A 22,960-nucleotide genomic window follows, 5' to 3' on the forward strand; every position below is an offset into this window, starting at 1 on the left:
GTAATGCCCCAACGCGCTCTGTTACTGGTCGATTTACAAAATGATTTCTGCGCTGGCGGCGCGCTGGCTGTTGCCGAAGGTGATAGCACGGTTGATGTTGCTAATGCCCTGATAAACTGGTGCAAAGCGCGTGGTGAAGCGGTCGTCGCCAGTCAGGACTGGCATCCAGTTAATCACGGCAGTTTCGCCAGCCAGCACGGTGTAGAGCCTTATACACAGGGTCAGCTCGACGGTCTACCGCAAACCTTCTGGCCCGATCACTGTGTTCAACACAGCGAAGGCGCGGCGTTGCACCCTCTGCTGGCGCAAAAGTCGATTGATGCCGTGTTTCACAAAGGTGAAAATTCTTTAGTCGACAGTTACAGTGCCTTTTTTGATAACGGGCGGCGGCAGAAAACCGAGCTCGATGGCTGGTTGCGCGACCATGAAATCGATGAATTGATCATTATGGGGCTGGCTACGGACTATTGCGTGAAGTTTACCGTCCTGGACGCGTTGCAATTAGGTTATCGCGTGAACGTGATTACCGATGGCTGTCGCGGTGTGAATATCCAGCCACAGGACAGTGCGCACGCGTTTATGGAGATGTCTGTTGCTGGGGCAACATTGTACACACTGACAGACTGGGAAGAGACGCAGGGATAATATTAGTCAGAGATATCAATGGCCTACAATTCCTTAATTACATCGTAGGCCAGATAAAACACGTCAACGTTGCATCTGGCAATTGGCGCAATCAACGAAGATTCAATTCACACCAGAAATTCGTTCCAGCGATACCTTCCGCGTTTCGATGCCAAAAATGGAGAGGACCAGCGCACACAGCACTAACATCACACCAAGCACCATAAAGACCGTGATTGACCCGTAATGTGTTAATAATGCCGCAACGCCATAGGGAGTGAAGACCGCAACAATTCGCCCGACGGCATTAACAAAACCCGAGCCGCGCAGGCGTAAATGGGTTGGCCAAAGTTCCGGGATATACACCGCAGACGCGAAACAAACATACATATAAAGAAAGAAGATCATCACCAGACCATAACCTAAAATGGCCCATTCTGTAGTTTGTATAGAATATATATACCCCAACACGGCAATAATTATAAGCAAAGACGAGCCAAATAATCGGCGAGGAAAGTGATCAATAACTAATGCAGCAATAAATATTCCAACCGGAGCGCCAATCATAATAACAGCAGTCATTAATATCGACTTATCAACATCAATACCGGAGTTAACAAATATGGTAGGTATCCATACGGTGATAGTATAAAGCGAAATGTTCATCGCAATTAAAACCGTAATCGCGACTAACGTGCGCCGCAACATCTCGCCTTTAAATAGCAACCAAAAAGTAGCATTAATTTCATTACTCTGACTTTTGCTTTGTCTCAAAGCAAGTGGTGGTAGATGAATACCCTTCTCTTTTTCGATTTGCTGCTCTACTTCACGAAGTTGCCTTTCGGCTCCCGGTAATTGTCCAATACCCGCCAGCCAACGAGGCGACTCAATAAAATATTTACCAGAAAGTAACCATGCTAATATTATCCCAACACCGCCCAGCAGAAACATTATGCGCCAACTGAAGAAAGCGATAACGACAACGCCAATCGCCGCTGACAACATGGGCGACCAGTTGCCGACAAATGAGAGTCGCGCGGACCATTTTCCACGAACCAGAGCGGGAATAAATTCAGTAAACGACGCATAGCCAACCATAATCAGCGCCCCCATTCCTGTCCCCATCAGGAAGCGAAAGAAGATTAGCCAGTACATATCAGGGACGAAAGCAGCGCCTGTCGCCGCGATACCAACAATAAGAAGATTTATGCGAAATGCCCGACGCCGTCCACAGTAATCACCAATGAATCCACCGGCAAGCGAACCGATGAAATAACCAAACATTAATGCCGACGTAAAAGCAGCATTGAGGAAATTATTTGACCATCCATTGCTTACCAGCTTTGCTAAAACAACATTACCTGAATAACTTAAAAAACCAGTTAATAACAGACTAAAGCTGATTATGCCAAATATACGATAATGAAACCGGGCCAAAGGCAGGCGGTCCAGTCTTGCGCCAATTTGATCATATTGTTCCATTTGGTGCCTCGAATTTTGCTAAAAAGGTAGCAATTGCGGCAAACTCACTTGCCGCATTTTTATCATCATTTTATTTCACAGGCGCTGGAACAAATAATACTGACAACGTGTGTTTAAATTACCACACAAGCTGGATATTATTGTCTTTGCAAAATTCTTCCCATTCTGCACCCGGTGATTTATCAGTTATTATGTAATTAATATGGCTAAAGTCAGCTAACTGGACAAAAGCTTTGCGATCAAACTTGGAGTGATCGACTAATAACGCAACTTCTGTCGCCTGGCGGATCATTGTCTTTTTGATCTCAGCTTCCGCTTCGTTCGAGTCCAGCGCGCCACTGTTAATATCAAGACCTTTACAACTCATTACCATAATATCGACATGATAACGACTGATGATCTCTTTAGTGATTCGTCCTTGCAGGGAAAGCGTGTTTTTGTTCAGTTCCCCACCGGTTGACACAACTTTAATTTCTGACTGAGCCAGAACATGAATGGCTTCCGCCGAGTTGGTTAGTAATGTCAGGTCATTACGGTCCTGCAACAGTTTGAGCAGTTCCATGACGGTACTACTGGAATCTGCCGCCATGGTGGTTTTATTGTCGATAAACGGCAGCGCCTTGCGAGCAATAAGCTGCTTCTCTTCATAAAACGACGAAGCTCGCTTATAGAAATGGATATTTTCCGTCAGCATCGCTGTGTTCAGAACTGCGCCCCCGTAAGTTCGGGTCAAAAAACCTTCATCTTCCAGCTTCTCGAGATCGCGGCGAATGGTTTCTTCGGTTACCTGAAAAATCGAGCTCAAATTCGAAACCGTTACTTTTTTATCGTTGGCAACCATCTGTTTAATTGCCTGAATCCTGTCTTTTGCCGCCACGATTACACCCCTGTCTCTTTTTACATCACGTTAGCGCGATTATCGCATAAGCGATGTTTACTTTCAAAATAACCTGTCTGAATCACAGATTTAAATCATCGATTACACAGAAACAGAGGTGAACCGTATTTTACTTTAACGCTCCAGGGCTTCTGCCATTTCCCTCATCAATAATGTGTCGGCATCTGATAAGTTGATTGCCAGCGCAGCCACATTTTCACGTACCTGCTCCGGCGCAGTTGCTCCACTAAGAATGGAGATTAAATCACTCTGTTTTAATATCCACGCCAGCGCCAGAGTGGGAATTGTGCACTGATAACGCGCACAAAGTGGCCGCCACTGTTCAAGCATATCAATCACTTTGAGCATGTTTTCACGCTGGAACCAAACTTTATTTGCCCGCGCGCCGCCTGGAATATAATCACGAGTGATGGTGCCTGTCAGCAGCCCCTGTTCTAACGGTGAATAGACCTGAACCACAATGCCATTATCACGACATAGCGGCAGCAGTTCGTTTTCCATTGCCCGGTCGAGAATGCTGTATTTCGCCTGAATAATATCCAGCTCACCATATTGCAGATATTCGCGTATATGGTCAGCTTCAACATTTGCAGCACCAATCGAACGAATCTTCCCCTCAGCCTTCAGTTCATTAAGTACTGCTACAGTTTCCGCAATCGGCGTAAAATAAGGCGGCACCGACTGCCAGTGCGTCATATAGATATCGATGTAGTCAATGCCGAGACGTTGCAGGCTGGCATCGACTTCTTCGCGGATAGATTCAGGAGAGAGGTTTTTGTACAACTGCCGATCGCCGACTTTGTTGAATAAACTGCCTTCTCGTTCCCAGACAATACCGCATTTCGTTTCGACAACAATTTGTTCGCGGGGCAATTGTTTTAACGCCTGACCGACAATAACTTCACTATTGCCAAAGTTATATCCTGGCGCAGTATCAATCAGGTTAATGCCGCAACGATGGGCTTCAATAATCGTATCAATACAAATTTGCCGATCGAGATCGCCATTCCATGCAGGACCACCGCCAATAGCCCATGTCCCCAACCCCATCCGTGAAACCGTTATATCCGTTGTGCCTAAAGGTATCATTCTCATTTGCCTTCATTACCCTTCGTATTCTTCCAGCAATTGTTCGACCAGCTTTCTGTTTTTCACGCCGGTGGTAGCACCAACACTCAATACCGATATAGCCGCCGTTGCATTGGCAAAGCGCGCACATTCACGCAGTTCTTTACCTTCCAGCAGTGCTGCAATAAAACCTGAAGCAAAGTTATCGCCCGCGCCAATGGTGTCGATGGCCGTAATTCCCGCTACCGCTGGTACCTTCATCGTCATGTCACCACGCTTGATAAAGCAGCCGTCTTTACCCGTCTTAATCACCACCGTTTTTACGCCGCACGCAAGAAAGCAGTCAGCAATTTCGTCCAACGTCTCTTTTCCGGTGAGTAATTTTGCCTCGGAAAAATTAGGAAACAGATAATCGACAAAACCCAAAGCTTCGCGAATATCATCCAGTGTTTCATTCAGGCGTGGCTTGATCATATCGGCACAAATGATCATCTGCCGGGCTTTCGCTTGCGTAAAAATTTCTTTTAAGGCTTTGCCATCTAACAGTGGGCTATTGAATATACTGGCTAGCGATAATAACTTTGCCTGAGAGAATCGCGCAAAGTCGACATCATTAATATTCAATTTCCACAAACTGCCGTTGCGATTAGTGACAAATGTTCGCTCGCCGTCCGCTGTAACCAGACCTACATTAATAGATGTATCAATATTCACATCTTGCTTCAGACTCTGAATATCAATTTTCTCTTTGCGACAGTGCTCCAGGATAAATTGCCCTGCGACATCTTCGCCGACGCGGCTCATTAATGCCGTGCGATGCCCCAGGCGAGAAATAATCGTTGCTTCATTGATTGCGTCTCCTCCCGTGGTCATTGCTATTCTTTCAAGCGGATAAGAATCTACGTCAAAAATTTTTTTACTGACCGGCTGTAATGGAATATCAACGATAGCGCCACCTATACATATAACTTCAAGATTGTCCATTGCATCATTCCGCCTTGCCGTCTGAACCAAATAATTTGATTTTTTCTAATGCTCTTTCTTTAACTGCTTTACGGACTTCTCGCTCGAGGTGCAAGAAAGGCTGATCCTGATTTTCTTTCACTGCTACCATTGCGGCCTGGCACAGTTCAGTATGAATATTGATTTTCGCTATACCCAATGAAATCGCAGTTTTAATATCAGCATCACTGATCCCTGATGCTCCATGCAATACCAGGGGAACAGAAACGGCTTCGCGTACACGTTTTACAACGTCAAAGTTCAATTGCGGCTCGGAGGTATAAACGCCATGCTGATTCCCGATAGCCACTGCCAGTGAGTCACAGCCAGTGCGCTCAACAAATTCCGCCGCCTGGTCAGGGTCAGTATAGTGATAGCCAGCCAGTGCTTCTTCATAAACCGTTTCATTACCCACATGGCCTAACTCCGCCTCTACCGGAATACCCAGCGGATGGAAGAAATCAACGGCCTCTTTGGTCAGACGGATATTTTCTTCGAAATCAAACGCAGATGCATCGCGCATTAAGGAGTTCATTCCATGAGTCCAGGCGTTATGGATAATTTCCATACTCCTTCCATGATCCCAGTGGGTAATTACCGGCACCGTTGCTTTTTGTGCCATTGATACCATCATATGCGAGAAATCTTCGAATGAGGTATTCCCGACAAATCCCGTACCAAAAGAAATAATAACCGGTGATTTTGCTTCTTCTGCTGCATCGATAACCCCCATTAACATTTCGGCATTCCATACATTAAAATGGGCAATAGCATAATGTTTATTGGTGGCATCATTTTCCCAAAATCTGATATCTGCTAGCATGTTCCGTTCTCCCGAATTAATTAATCGCTAAGTTTAATAACGCCTTTAATAATGTCGCGTTTGTTGTTAACCGACTCTTCAAATGCCTGTTGCACATCCTGGTAATCGTAAATATGCGTTACCATCGATTTCACATCGAATCGTCCTGATGAAATAGCTTCAATCGTGACCGGATAACGATTGGCATAGCGGAATACCGTCTGGATGGTGACTTCACGATTGATTTTGAGGAAATTGATTGCCGAATCGCCGGGTACAGTGCCGACAATCATAATTTTTCCACCGCGCATCACCAGATAAGGGGCCTGCTTTACCGTTACCGCAGAACCGGCTGTTTCGAAAACAATATCTGCGCCCATGTCTTCGGTAAATTGCTGGCAGCGTGCAATAGTGTCTTCTTTTGCGCCGTTAATAACCACTGTCGCGCCGAGTTGTTCCGCCATTGTCAGACGTTTTTCCAGCACATCAACGACGGCAATTTCCGTTGCTCCCATGCATTTGCAAGCTTGCAACGTCATCAAACCAATACAACCCGCTCCCAGAATAATTATCTTCTTACCTGGTTTAACCTCTGCCAGTATCGCGGCATGCATCCCGACTGCGGCAGGTTCTACCAGCGCCCCTTCCATCGTGTCCATGTTGTCGGGCAGTTTGTAAGTAAAGCTCTCCGGATGACACAGATAGTGCGTTAATGCACCACGGTAATTCGGTTGCGTCGCCATAAAATCGACATCCGGACAAATGTTGTATTTACCTTCCAGGCAGTAACGACAGTGACCACAAGGAACGCCAGGCTCGATATTTACCCGATCCCCTGGTTTAAATTTGCGCACGCGGCTTCCCACTGCAACTACCGTCCCCGCACATTCATGACCCAGGCCAATTTCCTGATTTGGGTCTTTTGGCGGAATAAACGGTCCTGATTCAAATCCATGCACATCCGAACCGCAAATACCGACATACTCCACTTTAATTAGCACTTCATCTTCTTTGGGTACGGGTATATCTGCAGCAATAATTTTCATGGTGCCAGGTACTTGTAATATTGCTTTTGAATTTTTCATTTCTTCCCCTAAAAATTATTTATTAGTCACAGCTTCAATACTTAGACTTTCAACCGAGACACCCTTGGTTTCTATTCCAATGGTGGCAATAGCAATGGCAACAATAATTGAAACAGCACCAAGCAGGACAAATACCCCTGTAACACCATAGCTGCTGAGTAACACTGCAACGGCATAAGGTGCGGCAATACCACTGATTCGCCCTACCGCATTCGCCAGACCGGAGCCACGTAATTTGGCCTCTGTCGGCCAGATCTCAGGGACGTACACTGCCGAGGCATAGCAAACGTACATATAGACGAAAGTAATCAGGAAGAAACCAATCAATGTTATGAGCAACATACTGGTTTGCAGTGAATAGATATATCCGAGCACTGCAATCAGAATTAATAGCCCAACACCCATTGCTTTACGCGGAATTTTATCCATCACCAACATGGCGATAAAAATGCCAAACGGCGCGCCAAACATACTCATCGTATTTAAGACAATGGAGTCTTTTAAATTAATTCCCTGGGTCATGAAAATCGTTGGCAACCAGTTGATTAACGTGTACTGCACAACGTTCATGGCAATAAGGACACAGGAACCTAAAATAACGCGTTTGAGTAATACGCCCGTCAGTAGAGCAGAATAAGGCACCGCTTGTGGCGCTTTACCGTCATCAGCAATAACCACTGGCGGTAAGGGTTTCCCCGTCTGGCGAATGACACCTTCTTCAATGTTCCGCATGACTTGTTCTGCTTCCTGATACCGTCCGCGCGATTCCAGCCAGCGCGGTGATTCAGGAAAGTAGCGCCAGGCCAGCGCCGTAGCGATAAGCGACAATATTGCGGGGATGAACAGTTGTACCCGCCAGTTCCACTCGGCACTAATTAGCGGTGTAAGTCCCATCGCAATCAATGAACAGAGCGGATATGACCAGTTGCCAATAAAAGAAACCCGACTGGACCACGTTCCCCGATTTCTACCCGGCATGTATTCGGTGAAACCAGCAAAGAGTGTAACCAGTAAAGCTCCCAGCCCGACGCCCATCACAAAACGGCAGGCAATCAGGAAATCCATGTTCGGCGAGAAAGCGCCAATGACCATAGAGACAATATGAATGGCCTCATAGAGGATAAATGCGTTTCTGCGTCCGGTTTTGTCTCCGATAATGCCGCCTACCAGCGCACCGAGAAACATTCCGGCGGTCGTAATTGCCGAGAATGTGGCGGTGGTGGAGTTATCTGTCCAGCCCAACGCTTTTAACTGCGCGAGAATCAAGCCGCCTACAGCATTACTCCAGCAGACAAGCAAGCCAAAAGCGACGACGGCAAACATTGATGAATGCCAGCGACAATTCGGCAAACGATCCAGCCGGGCGCCGCAATGCGGTTTTGTTATCTGTTCCATGCGATAACGTTCCTTCAGGAGAGTAGTTATTCATCAAAGTCGTAAGTCATAATCACTTTGATTGCGGTTTTATCGACCATCGCATCAAATCCTTCGCGCCATTGGGACAGGCCGATACGATGCGTAATCATCGGTTTGACGTTGATAGCACCACTGGCCAACAGGCGGATGGCATTGCGCCAGGAAGTGGAGTCATAGGCCATATGCCCAATGATGCTTTTGTTCCAGGCCGTAATGTCATTAATGGAGAAATCGAGAGGTTTGAAGCCCATGCCAACACGCACCACTTCCCCATTCGGGCGCAGCATTTCGATGGCTTGTTTCAGCGCAATATTGGCTCCGGAGCATTCAATCACCAGCCCAAGATTGTCTTTGCCACAAATTTGCTGGCAACGCGCAACGACATCCTCAGTAGAACCATTTACCACCGCCGTCGCACCTAACTCTTTTGCCACAGGGAAGCGAACTGCCACATCTTCTTGCAGGCCAACGACAACGATATTTACCGCCCCCATGATCCGTGCCATCTGCACAGAGAACAGCCCAAGAGGACCGGTGCCGATGACGACCACATCCTGACCTGGCAGGAATTTTGATTGCTGAGCGATGGATTTGTAGGCATTACAGATAGGATCCAGTACGGCAGCATCTTCATAATCAACACCATCAGGGATTTCCCACAGCGCATGACGATGAATTTTGAGGATTTCGCCAGGCACCAGACAATATTTGGAAAAGCCACCGCCCCAGGTATTGTTATCCAGACCAAGATTCACTTTTTCTGTACAACACAGAAAATCACCTTGTTCACAGGCAGGACAAACGCCGCAAACATGACCACTATTATCAGATACGACGCGCTGCCCCACTTTCCAGTCTTTGACTTTTTCACCAACCTGCGCAATTCGGCCTGCAAACTCATGGCCACGAATCGAGTTAAATTCATCTGAACCGCTATCGACGTTGTAGTGCTTCATGTCTGCGCCACAGATAGCTGCGGCTTTAATTTCAATCACCACATCTTCCGGGCCACAAACGGGCCGTGGGACATCAACCATCTTATAGCCACCAAAGGCCTTGCCAAACCGAGCCAGTGCTTTCATTGCGTCATCCTCTGTGTTTTGTTTTGCTTAGATGACCATCATACTTACCCACATAATTTTTGAGGTCAACATTAAATCTTTAAAACACAGATAATGATCTGCGTTTTACAACTTAGATCACAAATACGCAGAAAACCTGAGAATGGGTTACAGATTGATGGAAGGCGGAACGCAAAAGAGGAAAATTAAGCAGTGATCCCTGCTTAATAAAAGAACGGAATCAGGAATGAAAAATGTAGGGTGTTAATACAGACGTGAAGATCCGCAAAGGTTTAAAGCTACAAACGAAATCGACGAGGGGGACACTTAATTTCAGACAATCCCCTTTATTAATTACCTGTAAAGGGGATAACTCCATCACTTGAACATAGCAATTGGCTTCGCCGTAATACCAAAATCTTCTTTCAGCTGCTGCTTGCTCTTCATCACCATCAGACCGTTGGTGTCGATGGTCATATGCTGCGCGTCGGTATTGTTTCGGGCTTGCCAAAGCATGACCAGTTGCAGGCAGTTCTCTTTTTGTTGTTCGGTCAGCGCAACGCCATCTGGCCATTTTCCCAGTTCAACAGCGGTCGATAAACGCTGATAAACCTCAGGCGTCATGCTGTTGATCATTTCGTCAAGATTCATGATTTTTCCGCTCCTGTGGAATAAGTTGCTGAATCGTTTTTTCAGCCGTTGGTTTCTTCGCCATTTTCACCATCAGTGAAACGTAGAGAGGCTGAGTTAACACAGTAACGTTCGCCTGTTGGCTGCGGGCCATCAGGAAAGACATGTCCCAGATGGGCATCACAGTTACCGCAACGAATCTCGATACGCTGCATTCCATGTGACAAGTCTTTGATATAACGAATTGATTCTTCACTCACTGGTTCGTAGAAGCTCGGCCAGCCACAACCTGAATCATATTTAGACTGGGAGTGAAACAGAGGGGCATCGCAGATCAAACAATGGTAAACGCCGTCACGCTTATTGTGCAGTAAACGGCCAGTAAATGGCGGCTCCGTCCCGTGATTCTGTGTCACGTAAAACTGCATCTCGGACAATTTGTTTTTCAGTTCGTCTGCCGAAGGTTTGTTAGCCATTTGCTCACATCTCACTTTAATAACGCTCACATTACGCGACCAATTCTAACAAAACATTAACACCAACTGGCAAAAATTTGTCCTAAACTTGATCTCAGCGAAATGGCAGCGCCTAAATCGTGATGAAAATCACATTTTTATCATAATTGCCCTTTAAAATTCTCGGCGCCGCCCTCATGTGGTTTCAGGCACAAAGGAAGAGTGAGGCAAGTCAGTCGCGTAATGCTTAGGCAGAGGATTGATTTGTCGCAATGATTGACACGATTCCGCTTGACGCTGCGTAAGGTTTTTGTAATTTTACAGGCAACCTTTTATTCACTAACAAATAGCTGGTGGAATATATGACTATCAAAGTAGGTATCAACGGTTTTGGCCGTATCGGTCGCATTGTTTTCCGTGCTGCTCAGAAACGTTCTGACATCGAGATCGTTGCAATCAACGACCTGTTAGACGCTGATTACATGGCATACATGCTGAAATATGACTCCACTCACGGTCGTTTCGACGGCACCGTTGAAGTGAAAGACGGTCATCTGATCGTTAACGGTAAAAAAATCCGTGTTACCGCTGAACGTGATCCGGCTAACCTGAAATGGGACGAAGTTGGTGTTGACGTTGTCGCTGAAGCAACAGGTCTGTTCCTGACTGACGAAACTGCTCGTAAACACATCACCGCTGGTGCGAAAAAAGTGGTTATGACTGGTCCGTCTAAAGACAACACTCCGATGTTCGTTAAAGGCGCTAACTTCGACAAATATGCTGGCCAGGACATCGTTTCCAACGCTTCCTGCACCACCAACTGCCTGGCTCCGCTGGCTAAAGTTATCAACGATAACTTCGGCATCATCGAAGGTCTGATGACCACCGTTCACGCTACCACCGCTACTCAGAAAACCGTTGACGGCCCGTCTCACAAAGACTGGCGCGGCGGCCGTGGCGCTTCTCAGAACATCATCCCGTCCTCTACCGGTGCTGCTAAAGCTGTAGGTAAAGTACTGCCAGAACTGAATGGCAAACTGACTGGTATGGCGTTCCGCGTTCCGACCCCGAACGTATCCGTAGTTGACCTGACCGTTCGTCTGGAAAAAGCTGCAACTTACGAGCAGATCAAAGCTGCCGTTAAAGCTGCTGCTGAAGGCGAAATGAAAGGCGTTCTGGGCTACACCGAAGATGACGTAGTATCTACCGATTTCAACGGCGAAGTTTGCACTTCCGTATTCGATGCTAAAGCTGGTATCGCTCTGAACGACAACTTCGTGAAACTGGTATCCTGGTACGACAACGAAACCGGTTACTCCAACAAAGTTCTGGACCTGATCGCTCACATCTCCAAATAAGTTGAGATGACACTGTGATCTATAAAGAGCGACTTCGGTCGCTCTTTTTTTTACCTGATGAAATGAAGTTAAAGGACTGCGTCATGATTAAGAAAATTTTTGCCCTTCCGGTCATCGAACAAATTACCCCTGTCCTCTCCCGTCGTAAACTGGATGAACTGGACCTTATTGTGGTCGATCATCCCCAGGTAAAAGCCTCTTTTGCATTACAGGGCGCTCATCTTCTCTCGTGGAAACCTGCGGGTGAGGAAGAAGTTCTGTGGTTGAGCAACAATACCCCGTTTAAAAATGGTGTCGCCATTCGCGGCGGCGTGCCGGTTTGCTGGCCGTGGTTTGGTCCGGCAGCACAACAAGGTCTACCTGCTCACGGTTTTGCCCGTAATCTGCCGTGGACGCTGAAATCACATAGTGAAGATGCCAATGGCGTGGCGCTGACTTTCGAACTGACACAAAGCGAAGAGACGAAAAAATACTGGCCACACGACTTTACGCTATTAGCGCATTTCCGCGTTGGTAAAACCTGTGAAATCGATCTTGAATCACATGGCGAATTTGAAACCACCTCTGCCCTGCATACCTACTTTAATGTTGGCGATATTGCCGGGGTGAGCGTCAGTGGTCTGGGCGATCGCTACATTGATAAAGTGAATGATGCAAAAGAAGGTGCACTAACTGACGGGGTCCAGACTTTCCCGGATCGTACCGACCGCGTGTATCTGAATGCCCAGGATTGCAGTGTTATTAATGACGCGGCGTTAAATCGTATTATCACCGTAGGCCACCAGCATCATCTGAACGTCGTTGGCTGGAACCCTGGACCGGCGCTTTCAGTCAGCATGGGCGATATGCCGGATGATGGCTACAAAACATTTGTTTGTGTAGAAACAGCTTACGCCTCAGAAACTCAAAAAGTCACCAAAGAGAAACCTTCGCATCTGGCGCAATCCATTCGCGTTGCCAAACGTTAATTTGCGTTAGTTACTGTGCCGGATGCATGCATCCGGCCTTGCAGCAAATCACACCATATCCAGCGCAGTTTTTCCTTTTGGTGCGGGGTACGCTTTGTCCAGCATCGTCAACTCTTCCCCTGAAAGCGTCAATTCCAACACTGCCGCATTTTGTTGGACATGTGCGACAGTTGCCGCTTTCGGAATAGCCATCACGCCCTGATGGCTGATCACCCACGCCAGCAGAACTTGCGCCGCAGTGACATTGTGAGCATGAGCAATTTCGTTGACCACTGCGTTTTTTAGCAAGCCATTACGTAAGCGCCCGGCCTGCGCCAACGGACTGTATGCCATCACTGGCATATGTTGTTGCTGACACCAGGGTAGCAGATCATATTCAATACCGCGCGAACCGAGATGATAAAGCACCTGATTGGTAGCGCACTGATTTCCCCCTGGCACCTGCCAGAGTTCCTGCATGTCGGCATAATCAAGATTAGAAACGCCCCAGCGACGAATTTTGCCCTGGGCGATCAGTTTTTCCATTGCCGCAACAGTCTCTTCAAAAGCGAAACTGCCAGACCAGTGCAATAAGTAGAGATCGAGATAATCGGTATTGAGACGACGTAAACTGGCTTCGCAAGCGTTAATGGCTTTTTGCCCGCCGGCATTCCACGGATAGACTTTGGAAACGAGGAAAACCTTATCACGCAGGCCGGATAATGCTTCACCAACCACCTTTTCGGCACCGCCATCGGCATACATTTCGGCGGTATCAATGAGAGTTAAACCAAGATCAATGCCCGCACGCAGTGCATCAACTTCGGTTTTACGCTGGCTGACCTCTTCGCCCATATACCATGTTCCCTGCCCTACGGCTGGCAGTGAGACATCACCACTAAATTGAATCGTTTTCTGTTGCATCGCTTCCTCCCAGTTTTTGCACCACCGTAATGCAAAACAGGGCATTACGCCCTGTTTTTATGCACAAAATGTCCTGGAAAGGTGCATTATCAGAATTTGTAGGTGATCCCGGCAGAAATCAGACCAGTCCAGGATTTATCAACCATCGGGCTGTCGGTAACTTCGTCAGACAGGCGGGTATAGCGCGCGGTGCCGTAAACGTTCCAGTCGCCGAGGAAGTTGTAGCTGGCGCTCAGCTCCAGATACGGGCTCCAGCTGTCATTCGGGTTATAGCCACGCAGACCGCTGCGAGCGGACTCTTTACGCGATACGCCATAGTAGTACTCGTTCTGGTTTTCGCTGCTCCACTGTACACCAATACCTGGAGTCAGAGTCAGACCACCATTAGTGTAACGATATAACCAGGCAGTATCCCAGACAATGCCGTTGCTGTTATCCAGGGTGTCACCAGCCAGAGTGGTACGCAGGTAACCATACTGGGTAAAGTGAGCGTAAGACAGACCAGCCATCATAGTGCTCTTACGGTCATCCAGGTGACGCATTTGGTGATCGCCACTGTCTTTGGCTTTGAAGTAGAGCGGCGACCAGTAAGCGGTAACCGAAAGTTTATCCGTCGCGTCATTCCACAGGTAGTAACCACCGCCTAAGCCACGGAACCAGAAGTTATCGCCTTCATAGTTGATTACCGGTACTGGGTAAACATCGGTATCGTAATCTTTATAAGGGTGTTCAACGACACCTACGCCTGCGCCCAGGGAAAAATTACCTTCAGCGTGTGCTACGCCTGCAGACGTTGCGATAAGCACTCCAAGTGCCAGAAGTTTGAGTTTGGTCACAATTAATCATTCCTTAAACAAATGTTTAGCGGGCGACAAAGTTTACCCGTCAATACAACGAAACCCAAACTTTTTGCGTTTTCATTTCAAAAGGTAACTGTTTAATTTTCCTGACGCTGATGACGCGGCGCTTACAGCTGAATGAATTCTGCGTTAATGGCGGCATTATTCTTTACATTAGTTATGCAATTTTTATGGATGAGTTGTTGATATGCCATTGAAATTCAGAAAGCCGTGCAGGCAAGTTTTCCAATTGCCATCTACGCTTAATTTTGAAGGTGTATCACCGGGCACGTTGTTCTCACAGTCGGCAGGATGGCATGAGAGTTGCTGTGTTTTAGCAAGAGACGTCGTTCAGTTTACCTCTTCCGGGAGCCTCTACTATTCATATGAACGGCTCTTAACCTGTGCTAAAAAACGAAAGGACGGCATACCATGAATATATTCGATCACTATCGCCAGCGATATGAAGCTGCCAAGGACGAAGAGTTCACACTGCAGGAGTTTCTTACCATTTGTCGGCAAGATCGCAGTGCTTATGCCAACGCGGCAGAGCGGCTATTGATGGCTATTGGTGAGCCTGTCATGGTCGATACAGCCCAGGAGCCCAGACTTTCTCGACTCTTTTCTAACCGGGTCATCGCACGTTATCCGGCATTTGAAGAATTTTACGGCATGGAAGACGCGATTGAACAGATTGTCTCTTATCTGAAACACGCGGCTCAGGGGCTGGAAGAGAAGAAACAAATCCTGTATCTGCTGGGTCCTGTGGGTGGGGGTAAGTCGTCACTTGCTGAACGACTGAAATCATTAATGCAACGCGTGCCTATTTATGTATTGAGCGCCAACGGTGAGCGAAGCCCGGTTAACGATCATCCGTTCTGTCTGTTCAATCCACAAGAAGATGCGCAGATCCTTGAAAAAGAGTACGGCATTCCACGTCGCTACCTTGGCACTATTATGTCGCCGTGGGCGGCAAAACGCCTGCATGAATTTGGGGGCGACATCACTAAATTCCGCGTGGTCAAAGTGTGGCCGTCTATTCTGCAACAGATTGCCATTGCCAAAACGGAACCGGGCGATGAGAACAACCAGGATATTTCCGCGCTGGTGGGGAAAGTGGATATTCGTAAACTCGAACACCACGCCCAGAACGATCCGGATGCCTACGGCTATTCCGGTGCGCTGTGCCGTGCCAATCAGGGGATCATGGAATTTGTGGAGATGTTCAAAGCACCGATTAAAGTGCTGCATCCGCTGTTGACCGCAACCCAGGAAGGCAACTACAACGGGACGGAAGGTATCTCAGCCCTGCCGTTCAACGGGATTATTCTCGCGCACTCAAACGAATCTGAATGGGTGACTTTCCGTAACAATAAAAACAACGAAGCCTTCCTGGACCGTGTCTATATCGTGAAGGTGCCATATTGCTTACGTATTTCCGAAGAGATCAAAATCTACGAGAAATTACTTAATCATAGTGAATTGACTCACGCGCCATGCGCACCTGGCACGCTGGAAACATTGTCACGTTTTTCAATTCTTTCGCGCCTGAAAGAGCCAGAAAACTCCAGCATTTATTCGAAGATGCGCGTTTATGATGGCGAAAGCCTGAAAGATACCGATCCGAAAGCCAAGTCATATCAGGAATATCGTGATTACGCGGGCGTCGATGAAGGGATGAACGGTCTGTCTACGCGTTTCGCGTTTAAGATCCTCTCGCGCGTGTTCAACTTCGATCACGTGGAAGTGGCGGCTAACCCGGTTCATCTGTTCTACGTTCTTGAACAGCAAATTGAACGCGAGCAATTCCCGCAAGAGCAGGCCGAACGCTACCTGGAGTTCCTGAAAGGTTATCTGATCCCGAAATATGCCGAGTTTATCGGCAAAGAGATCCAGACAGCCTACCTTGAATCCTATTCTGAATATGGGCAGAACATTTTCGACCGTTATGTCACTTATGCAGATTTCTGGATTCAGGACCAGGAGTATCGCGACCCGGATACTGGTCAGCTGTTTGATCGCGAGTCGTTGAACGCCGAGCTGGAGAAAATCGAAAAACCGGCGGGGATCAGTAATCCTAAAGATTTCCGTAACGAGATCGTCAACTTTGTACTGCGTGCCAGAGCGAATAATAGCGGACGCAATCCGAACTGGACCAGTTACGAAAAACTGCGCACGGTCATTGAGAAGAAAATGTTCTCCAATACCGAAGAGTTGTTGCCGGTCATTTCGTTCAACGCCAAAACCTCAACCGACGAGCAGAAGAAACACGACGATTTTGTCGACCGTATGATGGAAAAAGGCTACACCCGTAAACAGGTGCGTTTACTGTGCGAATGGTATTTGCGCGTACGTAAATCGTCTTAACAACAACGGCCCGGTGCGCATGCACCGGGCCTACAACGACAGCGAACCGTGGGCCAGACAGGCTGCAACACAGGCGTAGCATACAGTTGGCAAATGCAGTACGGGGGGCATATGACCTGGTTTATTGACCGGCGTCTGAACGGCAAAAATAAAAGCATGGTGAATCGCCAGCGTTTTTTACGCCGTTATAAAGCGCAAATTAAACAGTCGATCTCCGAGGCCATTAATAAGCGTTCGGTGACCGATGTCGACAGCGGCGAGTCCGTTTCCATTCCAACGGAAGATATCAGCGAACCAATGTTTCATCAGGGGCGTGGCGGCTTGCGCCATCGCGTTCATCCGGGCAACGACCATTTTGTACAGAACGACCGTATTGAGCGGCCTCAAGGGGGCGGCGGCGGTTCTGGTAGCGGTCAGGGCCAGGCCAGCCAGGACGGTGAAGGTCAGGATGAATTCGTCTTTCAGATTTCGAAAGATGAGTATCTCGATCTGCTGTTTGAAGATTTGGCCTTACCAAATCTGAAACAAAACCAGCAACGCCAGTTGACCGAATTTAAAACGCATCGTGCGGGTTATACCGCTAATGGCGTTCCGGCCAACATTAGCGTGGTACGTTCATTGCAAAATTCACTGGCGCGACGTACCGCGATGACCGCGGGCAAGCGGCGGGAGCTGCACGCTCTGGAAGAAGATTTAGCGATAATCAGCAACACTGAACCTGCGCAACTGCTGGAAGAGGAACGCTTGCGCAAAGAAATTGCCGAACTGCGAGCTAAAATTGAACGTGTTCCTTTCATCGACACTTTCGATTTACGCTACAAAAATTACGAGAAACGACCCGACCCCTCCAGCCAGGCAGTAATGTTCTGCCTGATGGACGTTTCTGGCTCGATGGATCAATCCACCAAAGATATGGCCAAACGTTTTTACATACTTCTGTATCTGTTCCTGAGCAGAACATACAAGAACGTGGAAGTCGTTTACATTCGCCATCATACCCAGGCAAAAGAAGTTGATGAACATGAGTTTTTCTACTCACAGGAAACGGGCGGCACCATTGTTTCCAGCGCGCTGAAACTGATGGATGATGTGGTAAAAGAGCGTTATAACCCGGCGCAGTGGAATATCTATGCTGCGCAAGCATCGGACGGCGACAACTGGGCTGATGATTCTCCGCTTTGCCATGAGATTCTGGCGAAGAAATTACTGCCGGTTGTTCGTTATTACAGCTATATCGAAATTACCCGTCGAGCTCATCAGACATTGTGGCGAGAATATGAGCATCTGCAATCTACTTTCGAAAACTTTGCGATGCAGCATATCCGCGATCAGGATGATATTTATCCGGTATTTCGTGAACTGTTTCATAAGCAAAACGCAACTGCTAAAGACTAGTACTATCAGCCAGGTCATTATACCCTGGCTGATTTTTAGCTTACTGTAAATTATTCAATTTATTACATACGTTAGCTTACAATTGCTTTAAATATGGCAGCGCCACCTTTACACAATTTAGTTCCAGAAAACAATCATTCGGTAAAATGATTCGGTTAACACGTATTTTTCCGGGGTTATTCTTTAATTATTTTTTATTAACGGTGAAAATTGATCCTGGTCAAAACCATATATCTCGAGCATCAATAAAATCCAGCACTCACATTGCTCTCTTTTTTATGATTTCTATGTGTACACAAAAACTAAAAGCACAAAGCTTTTTTATTTTCAGTTTGCTGCTGACACTGATTTTATTTTGTATCACCACCTTATATAACGAAAACACCAATGTAAAACTCATCCCTCAGATGAATTACTTGATGGTTGTTGTGGCTTTGTTTTTCCTTAACACCGTCATTTTTCTTTTCATGCTAATGAAATATTTCACTAACCGTGAAATATTTCCAACACTCATTTTAAGCCTTGCATTTTTAAGTGGTATTTTCTATTTAATTGAAACCATTGTTATTATTCATAAACCTATCAGTGACAGCGCACTGATTCAGACTAAATCAAATGATGTTTCCATATTATATCTGTTTCGCCAGCTAAGTTTCATTTGCTTAACAGCGTTAGCTCTCTTTTGTTATGGCCGAAACAGTATTCTTACGAATAACAAGAAAAAAACCTGCATCCTGTTGTTGGCGCTCATACCTTTCATGTTGTTTCCCTTACTGGCACACAACCTGAGCAGTTATAATCCTGACTATTCCTTATATGTCGTAGATTACTGTCCGGATCGCCATTCTGCGAGCTGGGGAATTAACTACACAAAAATTTTGGTTTGTCTGTGGGCATGTTTACTGTTCTTTATTATCATGCGCACACGCTTAGCAAGCGAACTTTGGCCGTCAATGGCATTATTATGCCTGGCATCGCTCTGCTGTAACTTACTTCTGCTGACTCTGGATGAATACAATTACACCATCTGGTACATCAGTCGTGGCATTGAAGTTTCCAGCAAACTGTTTGTTGTGGCTTTTCTGATTTATAACATTTTTCAGGAACTGCAACTCTCCAGCAAACTGGCGGTTCATGATGTGTTGACCAATATTTATAATCGCCGTTACTTTTTCAACAGCGTAGAGTCATTATTGTCGCAACCTGTTGTGAAGGATTTTTGTATCATGCTGGTAGATATTAACCAGTTCAAACGCATCAATGACCAATGGGGGCATCATGTGGGCGATAAAGTGCTGGTTTCAATTGTCGATATTATCCAGCAAAGTATCCGCCCCGATGACATTTTAGCCCGTCTTGAGGGGGAAGTATTTGGACTGCTATTTACCGAACTCAATGCTGCCCAGGCAAAAATCATTGCTGAACGTATACGTAAAAATGTCGAACTCCTGACCGGCTTTAGTAACAGGTATGATGTTCCTGAACCAATGACTATCAGTATCGGCAGTGTTTTTTCCACCGGAGATACGCACAATCTTTCGCTTGTCATGACAGAAGCAGATAAAGCATTACGTGAAGCGAAAAACGAGGGGGGCAACAAAGTGATTATTCATCGTCTTTAAGTGCAAAAATATTCACAGCCATGCTTTTTGCGTGGCTTTTGCATACAATTAATATCTGATACCACTAAATTTCTCCTCCCCAACGGCACAGAGATGAGTATAATTAGCGCCCCTGTGCCAGGCCGCAATCGAACTTTAACTGGTTTTCTCATTTCACTAACCGAAGGAGTGCCATTTATCATGAAATTGCACCATAGAATGCTCCGGCATTTTATCGCCGCAAGTGTCATCGTGCTGACATCTTCCTTCCTTATTTTTGAACTTGTCGCCAGCGACAGAGCGATGAGCGCCTATTTGCGCTTTATCGTCCAGAAAGCGGATTCCTCCTTTCTCTACGATAAGTATCAAAATCAGAGTATTGCCGCACATGTCATGCGCGCACTTGCTGCAAAACAGCCAGATGTGTCGCCAGAAGAGCGACAAGCCATCTGCGAGGCTTTTGAGTCAGCCAATAATACACATGGATTAAACCTGACAGCCCATACTTATCCAGGCTTACGCGGGACATTACAGAGCGCATCCGATGACTGTGACACTATTGTGGAAGCGGCCGCGCTATTACCCGCATTTGATCAAGCGGTGGAGGGCAATCGCCATCAAGATGAATATGGTTCCGGTCTTGGGATGGCCGAAGAGAAATTTCACTATTATCTCGATCTCAATGACCGCTATGTCTATTTTTATGAACCGGTCAATGTTGAATACTTCGCCATGAATAACTGGTCGTTTTTGCAATCAGGAAGCATTGGCATTGACCGTAAAGACATTGAAAAAGTGTTTACCGGTCGCACCGTATTATCGAGCATTTACCAGGATCAGCGTACTAAACAGAATGTAATGAGCCTGCTGACGCCGGTTTATCTCTCTGGTCAACTTAAAGGGATAGTGCTGCTGGATATCAATAAAAACAACCTGCGGAATATCTTTTACACTCATGACCGCCCTCTCCTCTGGCGTTTTCTCAATGTTACGCTTACCGATCTAGATTCGGGTCGGGACATTATTATCAACCAGAGTGAAGACAATCTGTTTCAGTATGTCAGTTACGTCCATGACTTACCTGGCGGAATTCGCGTCACATTATCCATTGATATTCTTTACTTTATTACATCTTCATGGAAAAGCGTTGTCTTCTGGCTGCTGACGGCATTGATATTACTGAATATGGTGCGCATGCACTTCCGCTTGTACCAAAACGTGACTCGCGAAAATATTAGCGATGCGATGACCGGGTTGTATAACCGCAAGATATTGACTCCTGAGTTGCAGCAACGCTTGCAGCGCCTGGTTCAGGCAGGTTCTGCAGTCATGTTTATTGCTATTGACATGGACAAGTTAAAGCAAATTAACGACACCCAGGGCCATCAGGAAGGTGATTTAGCGATTACTTTATTGGCACAGGCGATTAAACAGTCGATTCGTAAAAGCGATTATGCTATCCGTCTCGGCGGTGATGAATTTTGCATCATCCTGGTCGATTCGACGCCACAAATTGCTGCGCAATTGCCTGAACGTATCGAAAAACGCCTGCAACATATCGCGCCGCAGAAAGAGATCGGCTTCTCTTCCGGCATTTACGCGATGAAAGAAAACGATACGATACATGATGCTTATAAAGCTTCCGATGAGCGTCTGTATATCAATAAACAGAACAAAAACAGCAGTTCATGATAATCTTCTGTGGTTGTTTAGTTATAATCCCAGGAGCGTGAAATGACTGAAATGGCTAAAGGAAGCGTGACGCATCAGCGCTTAATCGCTTTATTATCACAAGAAGGTGCTAACTTCCGCATCGTCACCCACGAAGCGGTGGGCAAATGTGAAGCGGTGTCAGAAATTCGCGGCACCGCTTTGGGTCAGGGCGCCAAGGCGCTGGTGTGTAAAGTCAAAGGTAATGGCGTTAATCAACATGTATTAGCGATACTTCCTGCTGATCAACAGGCCGATCTGAGCCAACTCGCCAGCCACATTGGCGGGTTACGCGCCTCGCTTGCCAGCCCGGCGGAGGTCGATGAACTCACGGGCTGCGTTTTTGGCGCCATCCCACCTTTCAGCTTCCACCCCAAGCTCAAACTGGTCGCCGACCCACTACTCTTCGAACGATTCGATGAAATTGCCTTCAACGCGGGCATGCTGGATAAATCAGTTATTCTTAACACCGCAGATTATTTACGCATTGCGCAACCAGAGCTGATCCATTTCCGCCGTACTGCATAACTAGGCTGTCCGTTCAAGTAGTAAAACTGACAGTACCAGTACAACCGCAATGGCAAAAAACGATGACGTGATAATCAGTGTCTCAATGAACATTTGATCGTTCATGGTTTTACCCCTGGAGATGACTGTTTTCACGTTATTGTTAGCGTACGCAAATGGCAGTTTGATGACAATTCTCCCTATTTTTTATACAAAAAGTGTAATTAATGTCTGATTCCTGCCCTCAGCAAGCGTAAAGTACGGGGGTAATTATTTTTTGGCAAGGAAACCACAATGTTTGATGTCACTTTGTTAATCCTCCTCGGATTAGCTGCGCTGGGCTTTGTCAGCCACAACACCACTGTCGCCGTTTCAATTCTGGTGTTGATCATTGTCCGCGTCACACCCTTGAGCACCTTTTTCCCCTGGATTGAAAAACAAGGGTTGAGTATCGGGATAATTATTCTCACCATCGGTGTTATGGCGCCAATCGCCAGCGGGACGCTGCCACCATCAACACTTGTTCACTCGTTTCTGAACTGGAAATCATTAGTCGCGATTGCCGTAGGCGTGATTGTTTCCTGGCTTGGCGGACGCGGCGTCACGTTAATGGGTAGTCAGCCACAACTGGTAGCCGGTTTGCTGATGGGTACGGTTTTAGGCGTAGCGCTTTTTCGCGGTGTGCCCGTCGGCCCGCTTATTGCGGCTGGCCTGGTTTCGCTGATTATTGGTAAGCAGTAGTTTTTGCCGCAGCCGCCATAACCATAAAAACAAAGTGCTATAGTGGCC

General features: G+C 46.8%; 22 protein-coding genes. 9 read left to right on the forward strand and 13 right to left on the reverse strand.

Annotated elements, in window-relative coordinates; all coding sequences use genetic code 11:
* Nucleotides 1–3 precede the first annotated feature (3 nt).
* Nucleotides 4–645: a bifunctional nicotinamidase/pyrazinamidase gene (gene pncA / locus D9742_RS08505; RefSeq protein WP_130236612.1), complete on the forward strand. Its 642-nt coding sequence runs from the start codon at nucleotides 4–6 to the stop codon at nucleotides 643–645.
* Between the two features lie 102 nt (nucleotides 646–747).
* On the opposite strand, the gene D9742_RS08510 is transcribed toward pncA, so the two are convergent.
* The 10 genes from D9742_RS08510 to msrB all read right to left on the reverse strand — a co-directional run bounded on the left by D9742_RS08510 (nucleotide 748) and on the right by msrB (nucleotide 10,544).
* Complete coding sequence (locus tag D9742_RS08510) at nucleotides 748–2,106, reverse strand: MFS transporter (RefSeq protein ID WP_130236613.1); 1,359 nt, start codon at nucleotides 2,104–2,106, stop codon at nucleotides 748–750.
* 118 nt (nucleotides 2,107–2,224) lie between these two features.
* Complete coding sequence (locus D9742_RS08515; protein ID WP_130208366.1) at nucleotides 2,225–2,983, reverse strand: DeoR/GlpR family DNA-binding transcription regulator; 759 nt, start codon at nucleotides 2,981–2,983, stop codon at nucleotides 2,225–2,227.
* Nucleotides 2,984–3,118: 135 nt separating this feature from the next.
* A complete protein-coding gene (gene ydjG, locus D9742_RS08520; protein ID WP_130236614.1) occupies nucleotides 3,119–4,099 on the reverse strand; it encodes an NADH-dependent methylglyoxal reductase in 981 nt (326 codons plus the stop codon).
* 9 nt (nucleotides 4,100–4,108) lie between these two features.
* Nucleotides 4,109–5,056 carry a sugar kinase gene (locus tag D9742_RS08525; protein WP_130236615.1) on the reverse strand — a complete coding sequence of 316 codons (948 nt, stop codon included), beginning with the start codon at nucleotides 5,054–5,056 and terminating at the stop codon, nucleotides 4,109–4,111.
* A gap of 4 nt (nucleotides 5,057–5,060) precedes the next feature.
* Nucleotides 5,061–5,897 carry a ketose-bisphosphate aldolase gene (locus D9742_RS08530; protein ID WP_130236616.1) on the reverse strand — a complete coding sequence of 279 codons (837 nt, stop codon included), beginning with the start codon at nucleotides 5,895–5,897 and terminating at the stop codon, nucleotides 5,061–5,063.
* Between the two features lie 20 nt (nucleotides 5,898–5,917).
* Complete coding sequence (locus tag D9742_RS08535) at nucleotides 5,918–6,961, reverse strand: NAD(P)-dependent alcohol dehydrogenase (protein WP_130236617.1); 1,044 nt, start codon at nucleotides 6,959–6,961, stop codon at nucleotides 5,918–5,920.
* A 15-nt stretch (nucleotides 6,962–6,976) separates the two neighbouring features.
* Nucleotides 6,977–8,356: an MFS transporter gene (locus D9742_RS08540; RefSeq protein ID WP_130236618.1), complete on the reverse strand. Its 1,380-nt coding sequence runs from the start codon at nucleotides 8,354–8,356 to the stop codon at nucleotides 6,977–6,979.
* A 26-nt stretch (nucleotides 8,357–8,382) separates the two neighbouring features.
* Nucleotides 8,383–9,459, reverse strand: a complete 1,077-nt coding sequence (locus D9742_RS08545) for a zinc-binding dehydrogenase (RefSeq protein ID WP_130236619.1) — start codon at nucleotides 9,457–9,459, stop codon at nucleotides 8,383–8,385.
* A 357-nt stretch (nucleotides 9,460–9,816) separates the two neighbouring features.
* The gene (locus D9742_RS08550; protein ID WP_130236620.1) at nucleotides 9,817–10,089 is read right to left on the reverse strand and encodes a YeaC family protein; all 273 of its coding nucleotides are present in this window, start codon (nucleotides 10,087–10,089) and stop codon (nucleotides 9,817–9,819) included.
* Between the two features lie 41 nt (nucleotides 10,090–10,130).
* The gene (gene msrB / locus D9742_RS08555; RefSeq protein WP_130236621.1) at nucleotides 10,131–10,544 is read right to left on the reverse strand and encodes a peptide-methionine (R)-S-oxide reductase MsrB; all 414 of its coding nucleotides are present in this window, start codon (nucleotides 10,542–10,544) and stop codon (nucleotides 10,131–10,133) included.
* Between the two features lie 341 nt (nucleotides 10,545–10,885).
* Here msrB and gapA point away from each other — a divergent pair, with 341 nt between their 5' ends.
* Nucleotides 10,886–11,881, forward strand: a complete 996-nt coding sequence (gene gapA / locus D9742_RS08560; RefSeq protein ID WP_000153502.1) for a glyceraldehyde-3-phosphate dehydrogenase — start codon at nucleotides 10,886–10,888, stop codon at nucleotides 11,879–11,881.
* Between the two features lie 83 nt (nucleotides 11,882–11,964).
* Nucleotides 11,965–12,849 (forward strand): D-hexose-6-phosphate mutarotase, encoded by an 885-nt coding sequence (locus D9742_RS08565; protein WP_130236622.1) that lies wholly within the window; start codon nucleotides 11,965–11,967, stop codon nucleotides 12,847–12,849.
* Between the two features lie 48 nt (nucleotides 12,850–12,897).
* Here D9742_RS08565 and yeaE read toward each other — a convergent pair whose 3' ends face one another.
* A complete protein-coding gene (yeaE, locus tag D9742_RS08570; protein WP_130236623.1) occupies nucleotides 12,898–13,752 on the reverse strand; it encodes a methylglyoxal reductase YeaE in 855 nt (284 codons plus the stop codon).
* Nucleotides 13,753–13,841: 89 nt separating this feature from the next.
* Nucleotides 13,842–14,588, reverse strand: a complete 747-nt coding sequence (gene mipA, locus D9742_RS08575; protein WP_130236624.1) for a scaffolding protein MipA — start codon at nucleotides 14,586–14,588, stop codon at nucleotides 13,842–13,844.
* A 435-nt stretch (nucleotides 14,589–15,023) separates the two neighbouring features.
* Here mipA and yeaG point away from each other — a divergent pair, with 435 nt between their 5' ends.
* The 5 genes from yeaG (at nucleotide 15,024) to yeaK (ending at nucleotide 22,192) form a co-directional block, all read left to right on the forward strand.
* Nucleotides 15,024–16,958, forward strand: a complete 1,935-nt coding sequence (gene yeaG, locus D9742_RS08580; RefSeq protein ID WP_064529211.1) for a protein kinase YeaG — start codon at nucleotides 15,024–15,026, stop codon at nucleotides 16,956–16,958.
* Nucleotides 16,959–17,069: 111 nt separating this feature from the next.
* Nucleotides 17,070–18,353: a YeaH/YhbH family protein gene (locus tag D9742_RS08585; protein ID WP_064529212.1), complete on the forward strand. Its 1,284-nt coding sequence runs from the start codon at nucleotides 17,070–17,072 to the stop codon at nucleotides 18,351–18,353.
* 146 nt (nucleotides 18,354–18,499) lie between these two features.
* Entirely contained in the window at nucleotides 18,500–19,975 is a 1,476-nt protein-coding gene (locus D9742_RS08590) for a GGDEF domain-containing protein (RefSeq protein ID WP_165382775.1), read from the forward strand.
* A gap of 180 nt (nucleotides 19,976–20,155) precedes the next feature.
* Nucleotides 20,156–21,646 (forward strand): diguanylate cyclase DgcJ, encoded by a 1,491-nt coding sequence (gene dgcJ / locus D9742_RS08595; RefSeq protein WP_130236625.1) that lies wholly within the window; start codon nucleotides 20,156–20,158, stop codon nucleotides 21,644–21,646.
* A gap of 42 nt (nucleotides 21,647–21,688) precedes the next feature.
* The gene (gene yeaK, locus D9742_RS08600; protein WP_130236626.1) at nucleotides 21,689–22,192 is read left to right on the forward strand and encodes a mischarged aminoacyl-tRNA deacylase; all 504 of its coding nucleotides are present in this window, start codon (nucleotides 21,689–21,691) and stop codon (nucleotides 22,190–22,192) included.
* On the opposite strand, the gene yoaI is transcribed toward yeaK, so the two are convergent.
* Nucleotides 22,193–22,297 (reverse strand): small membrane protein YoaI, encoded by a 105-nt coding sequence (gene yoaI / locus D9742_RS08605; protein WP_130236627.1) that lies wholly within the window; start codon nucleotides 22,295–22,297, stop codon nucleotides 22,193–22,195.
* A 168-nt stretch (nucleotides 22,298–22,465) separates the two neighbouring features.
* Here yoaI and D9742_RS08610 point away from each other — a divergent pair, with 168 nt between their 5' ends.
* Nucleotides 22,466–22,912: a DUF441 domain-containing protein gene (locus D9742_RS08610; protein ID WP_130208396.1), complete on the forward strand. Its 447-nt coding sequence runs from the start codon at nucleotides 22,466–22,468 to the stop codon at nucleotides 22,910–22,912.
* The last annotated feature ends 48 nt before the right edge of the window (nucleotides 22,913–22,960 follow it).

The sequence above is a fragment of the Escherichia sp. E1V33 genome (assembly GCF_004211955.1).
Taxonomy (GTDB): Bacteria; Pseudomonadota; Gammaproteobacteria; order Enterobacterales; family Enterobacteriaceae; genus Escherichia.

Coding starts and splice junctions, on each gene's coding strand:
- pncA (WP_130236612.1), top strand. CDS start 4: ATGCCCCAACGCGCTCTGTTACTGGTCGATTTACAAAATGATTTCTGC.
- D9742_RS08510 (WP_130236613.1), bottom strand. CDS start 2,106: ATGGAACAATATGATCAAATTGGCGCAAGACTGGACCGCCTGCCTTTG.
- ydjG (WP_130236614.1), bottom strand. CDS start 4,099: ATGAGAATGATACCTTTAGGCACAACGGATATAACGGTTTCACGGATG.
- D9742_RS08525 (WP_130236615.1), bottom strand. CDS start 5,056: ATGGACAATCTTGAAGTTATATGTATAGGTGGCGCTATCGTTGATATT.
- D9742_RS08530 (WP_130236616.1), bottom strand. CDS start 5,897: ATGCTAGCAGATATCAGATTTTGGGAAAATGATGCCACCAATAAACAT.
- D9742_RS08535 (WP_130236617.1), bottom strand. CDS start 6,961: ATGAAAAATTCAAAAGCAATATTACAAGTACCTGGCACCATGAAAATT.
- D9742_RS08540 (WP_130236618.1), bottom strand. CDS start 8,356: ATGGAACAGATAACAAAACCGCATTGCGGCGCCCGGCTGGATCGTTTG.
- D9742_RS08545 (WP_130236619.1), bottom strand. CDS start 9,459: ATGAAAGCACTGGCTCGGTTTGGCAAGGCCTTTGGTGGCTATAAGATG.
- D9742_RS08550 (WP_130236620.1), bottom strand. CDS start 10,089: ATGAATCTTGACGAAATGATCAACAGCATGACGCCTGAGGTTTATCAG.
- msrB (WP_130236621.1), bottom strand. CDS start 10,544: ATGGCTAACAAACCTTCGGCAGACGAACTGAAAAACAAATTGTCCGAG.
- gapA (WP_000153502.1), top strand. CDS start 10,886: ATGACTATCAAAGTAGGTATCAACGGTTTTGGCCGTATCGGTCGCATT.
- D9742_RS08565 (WP_130236622.1), top strand. CDS start 11,965: ATGATTAAGAAAATTTTTGCCCTTCCGGTCATCGAACAAATTACCCCT.
- yeaE (WP_130236623.1), bottom strand. CDS start 13,752: ATGCAACAGAAAACGATTCAATTTAGTGGTGATGTCTCACTGCCAGCC.
- yeaG (WP_064529211.1), top strand. CDS start 15,024: ATGAATATATTCGATCACTATCGCCAGCGATATGAAGCTGCCAAGGAC.
- D9742_RS08585 (WP_064529212.1), top strand. CDS start 17,070: ATGACCTGGTTTATTGACCGGCGTCTGAACGGCAAAAATAAAAGCATG.
- D9742_RS08590 (WP_165382775.1), top strand. CDS start 18,500: ATGATTCGGTTAACACGTATTTTTCCGGGGTTATTCTTTAATTATTTT.
- dgcJ (WP_130236625.1), top strand. CDS start 20,156: ATGAAATTGCACCATAGAATGCTCCGGCATTTTATCGCCGCAAGTGTC.
- yeaK (WP_130236626.1), top strand. CDS start 21,689: ATGACTGAAATGGCTAAAGGAAGCGTGACGCATCAGCGCTTAATCGCT.
- yoaI (WP_130236627.1), bottom strand. CDS start 22,297: ATGAACGATCAAATGTTCATTGAGACACTGATTATCACGTCATCGTTT.
- D9742_RS08610 (WP_130208396.1), top strand. CDS start 22,466: ATGTTTGATGTCACTTTGTTAATCCTCCTCGGATTAGCTGCGCTGGGC.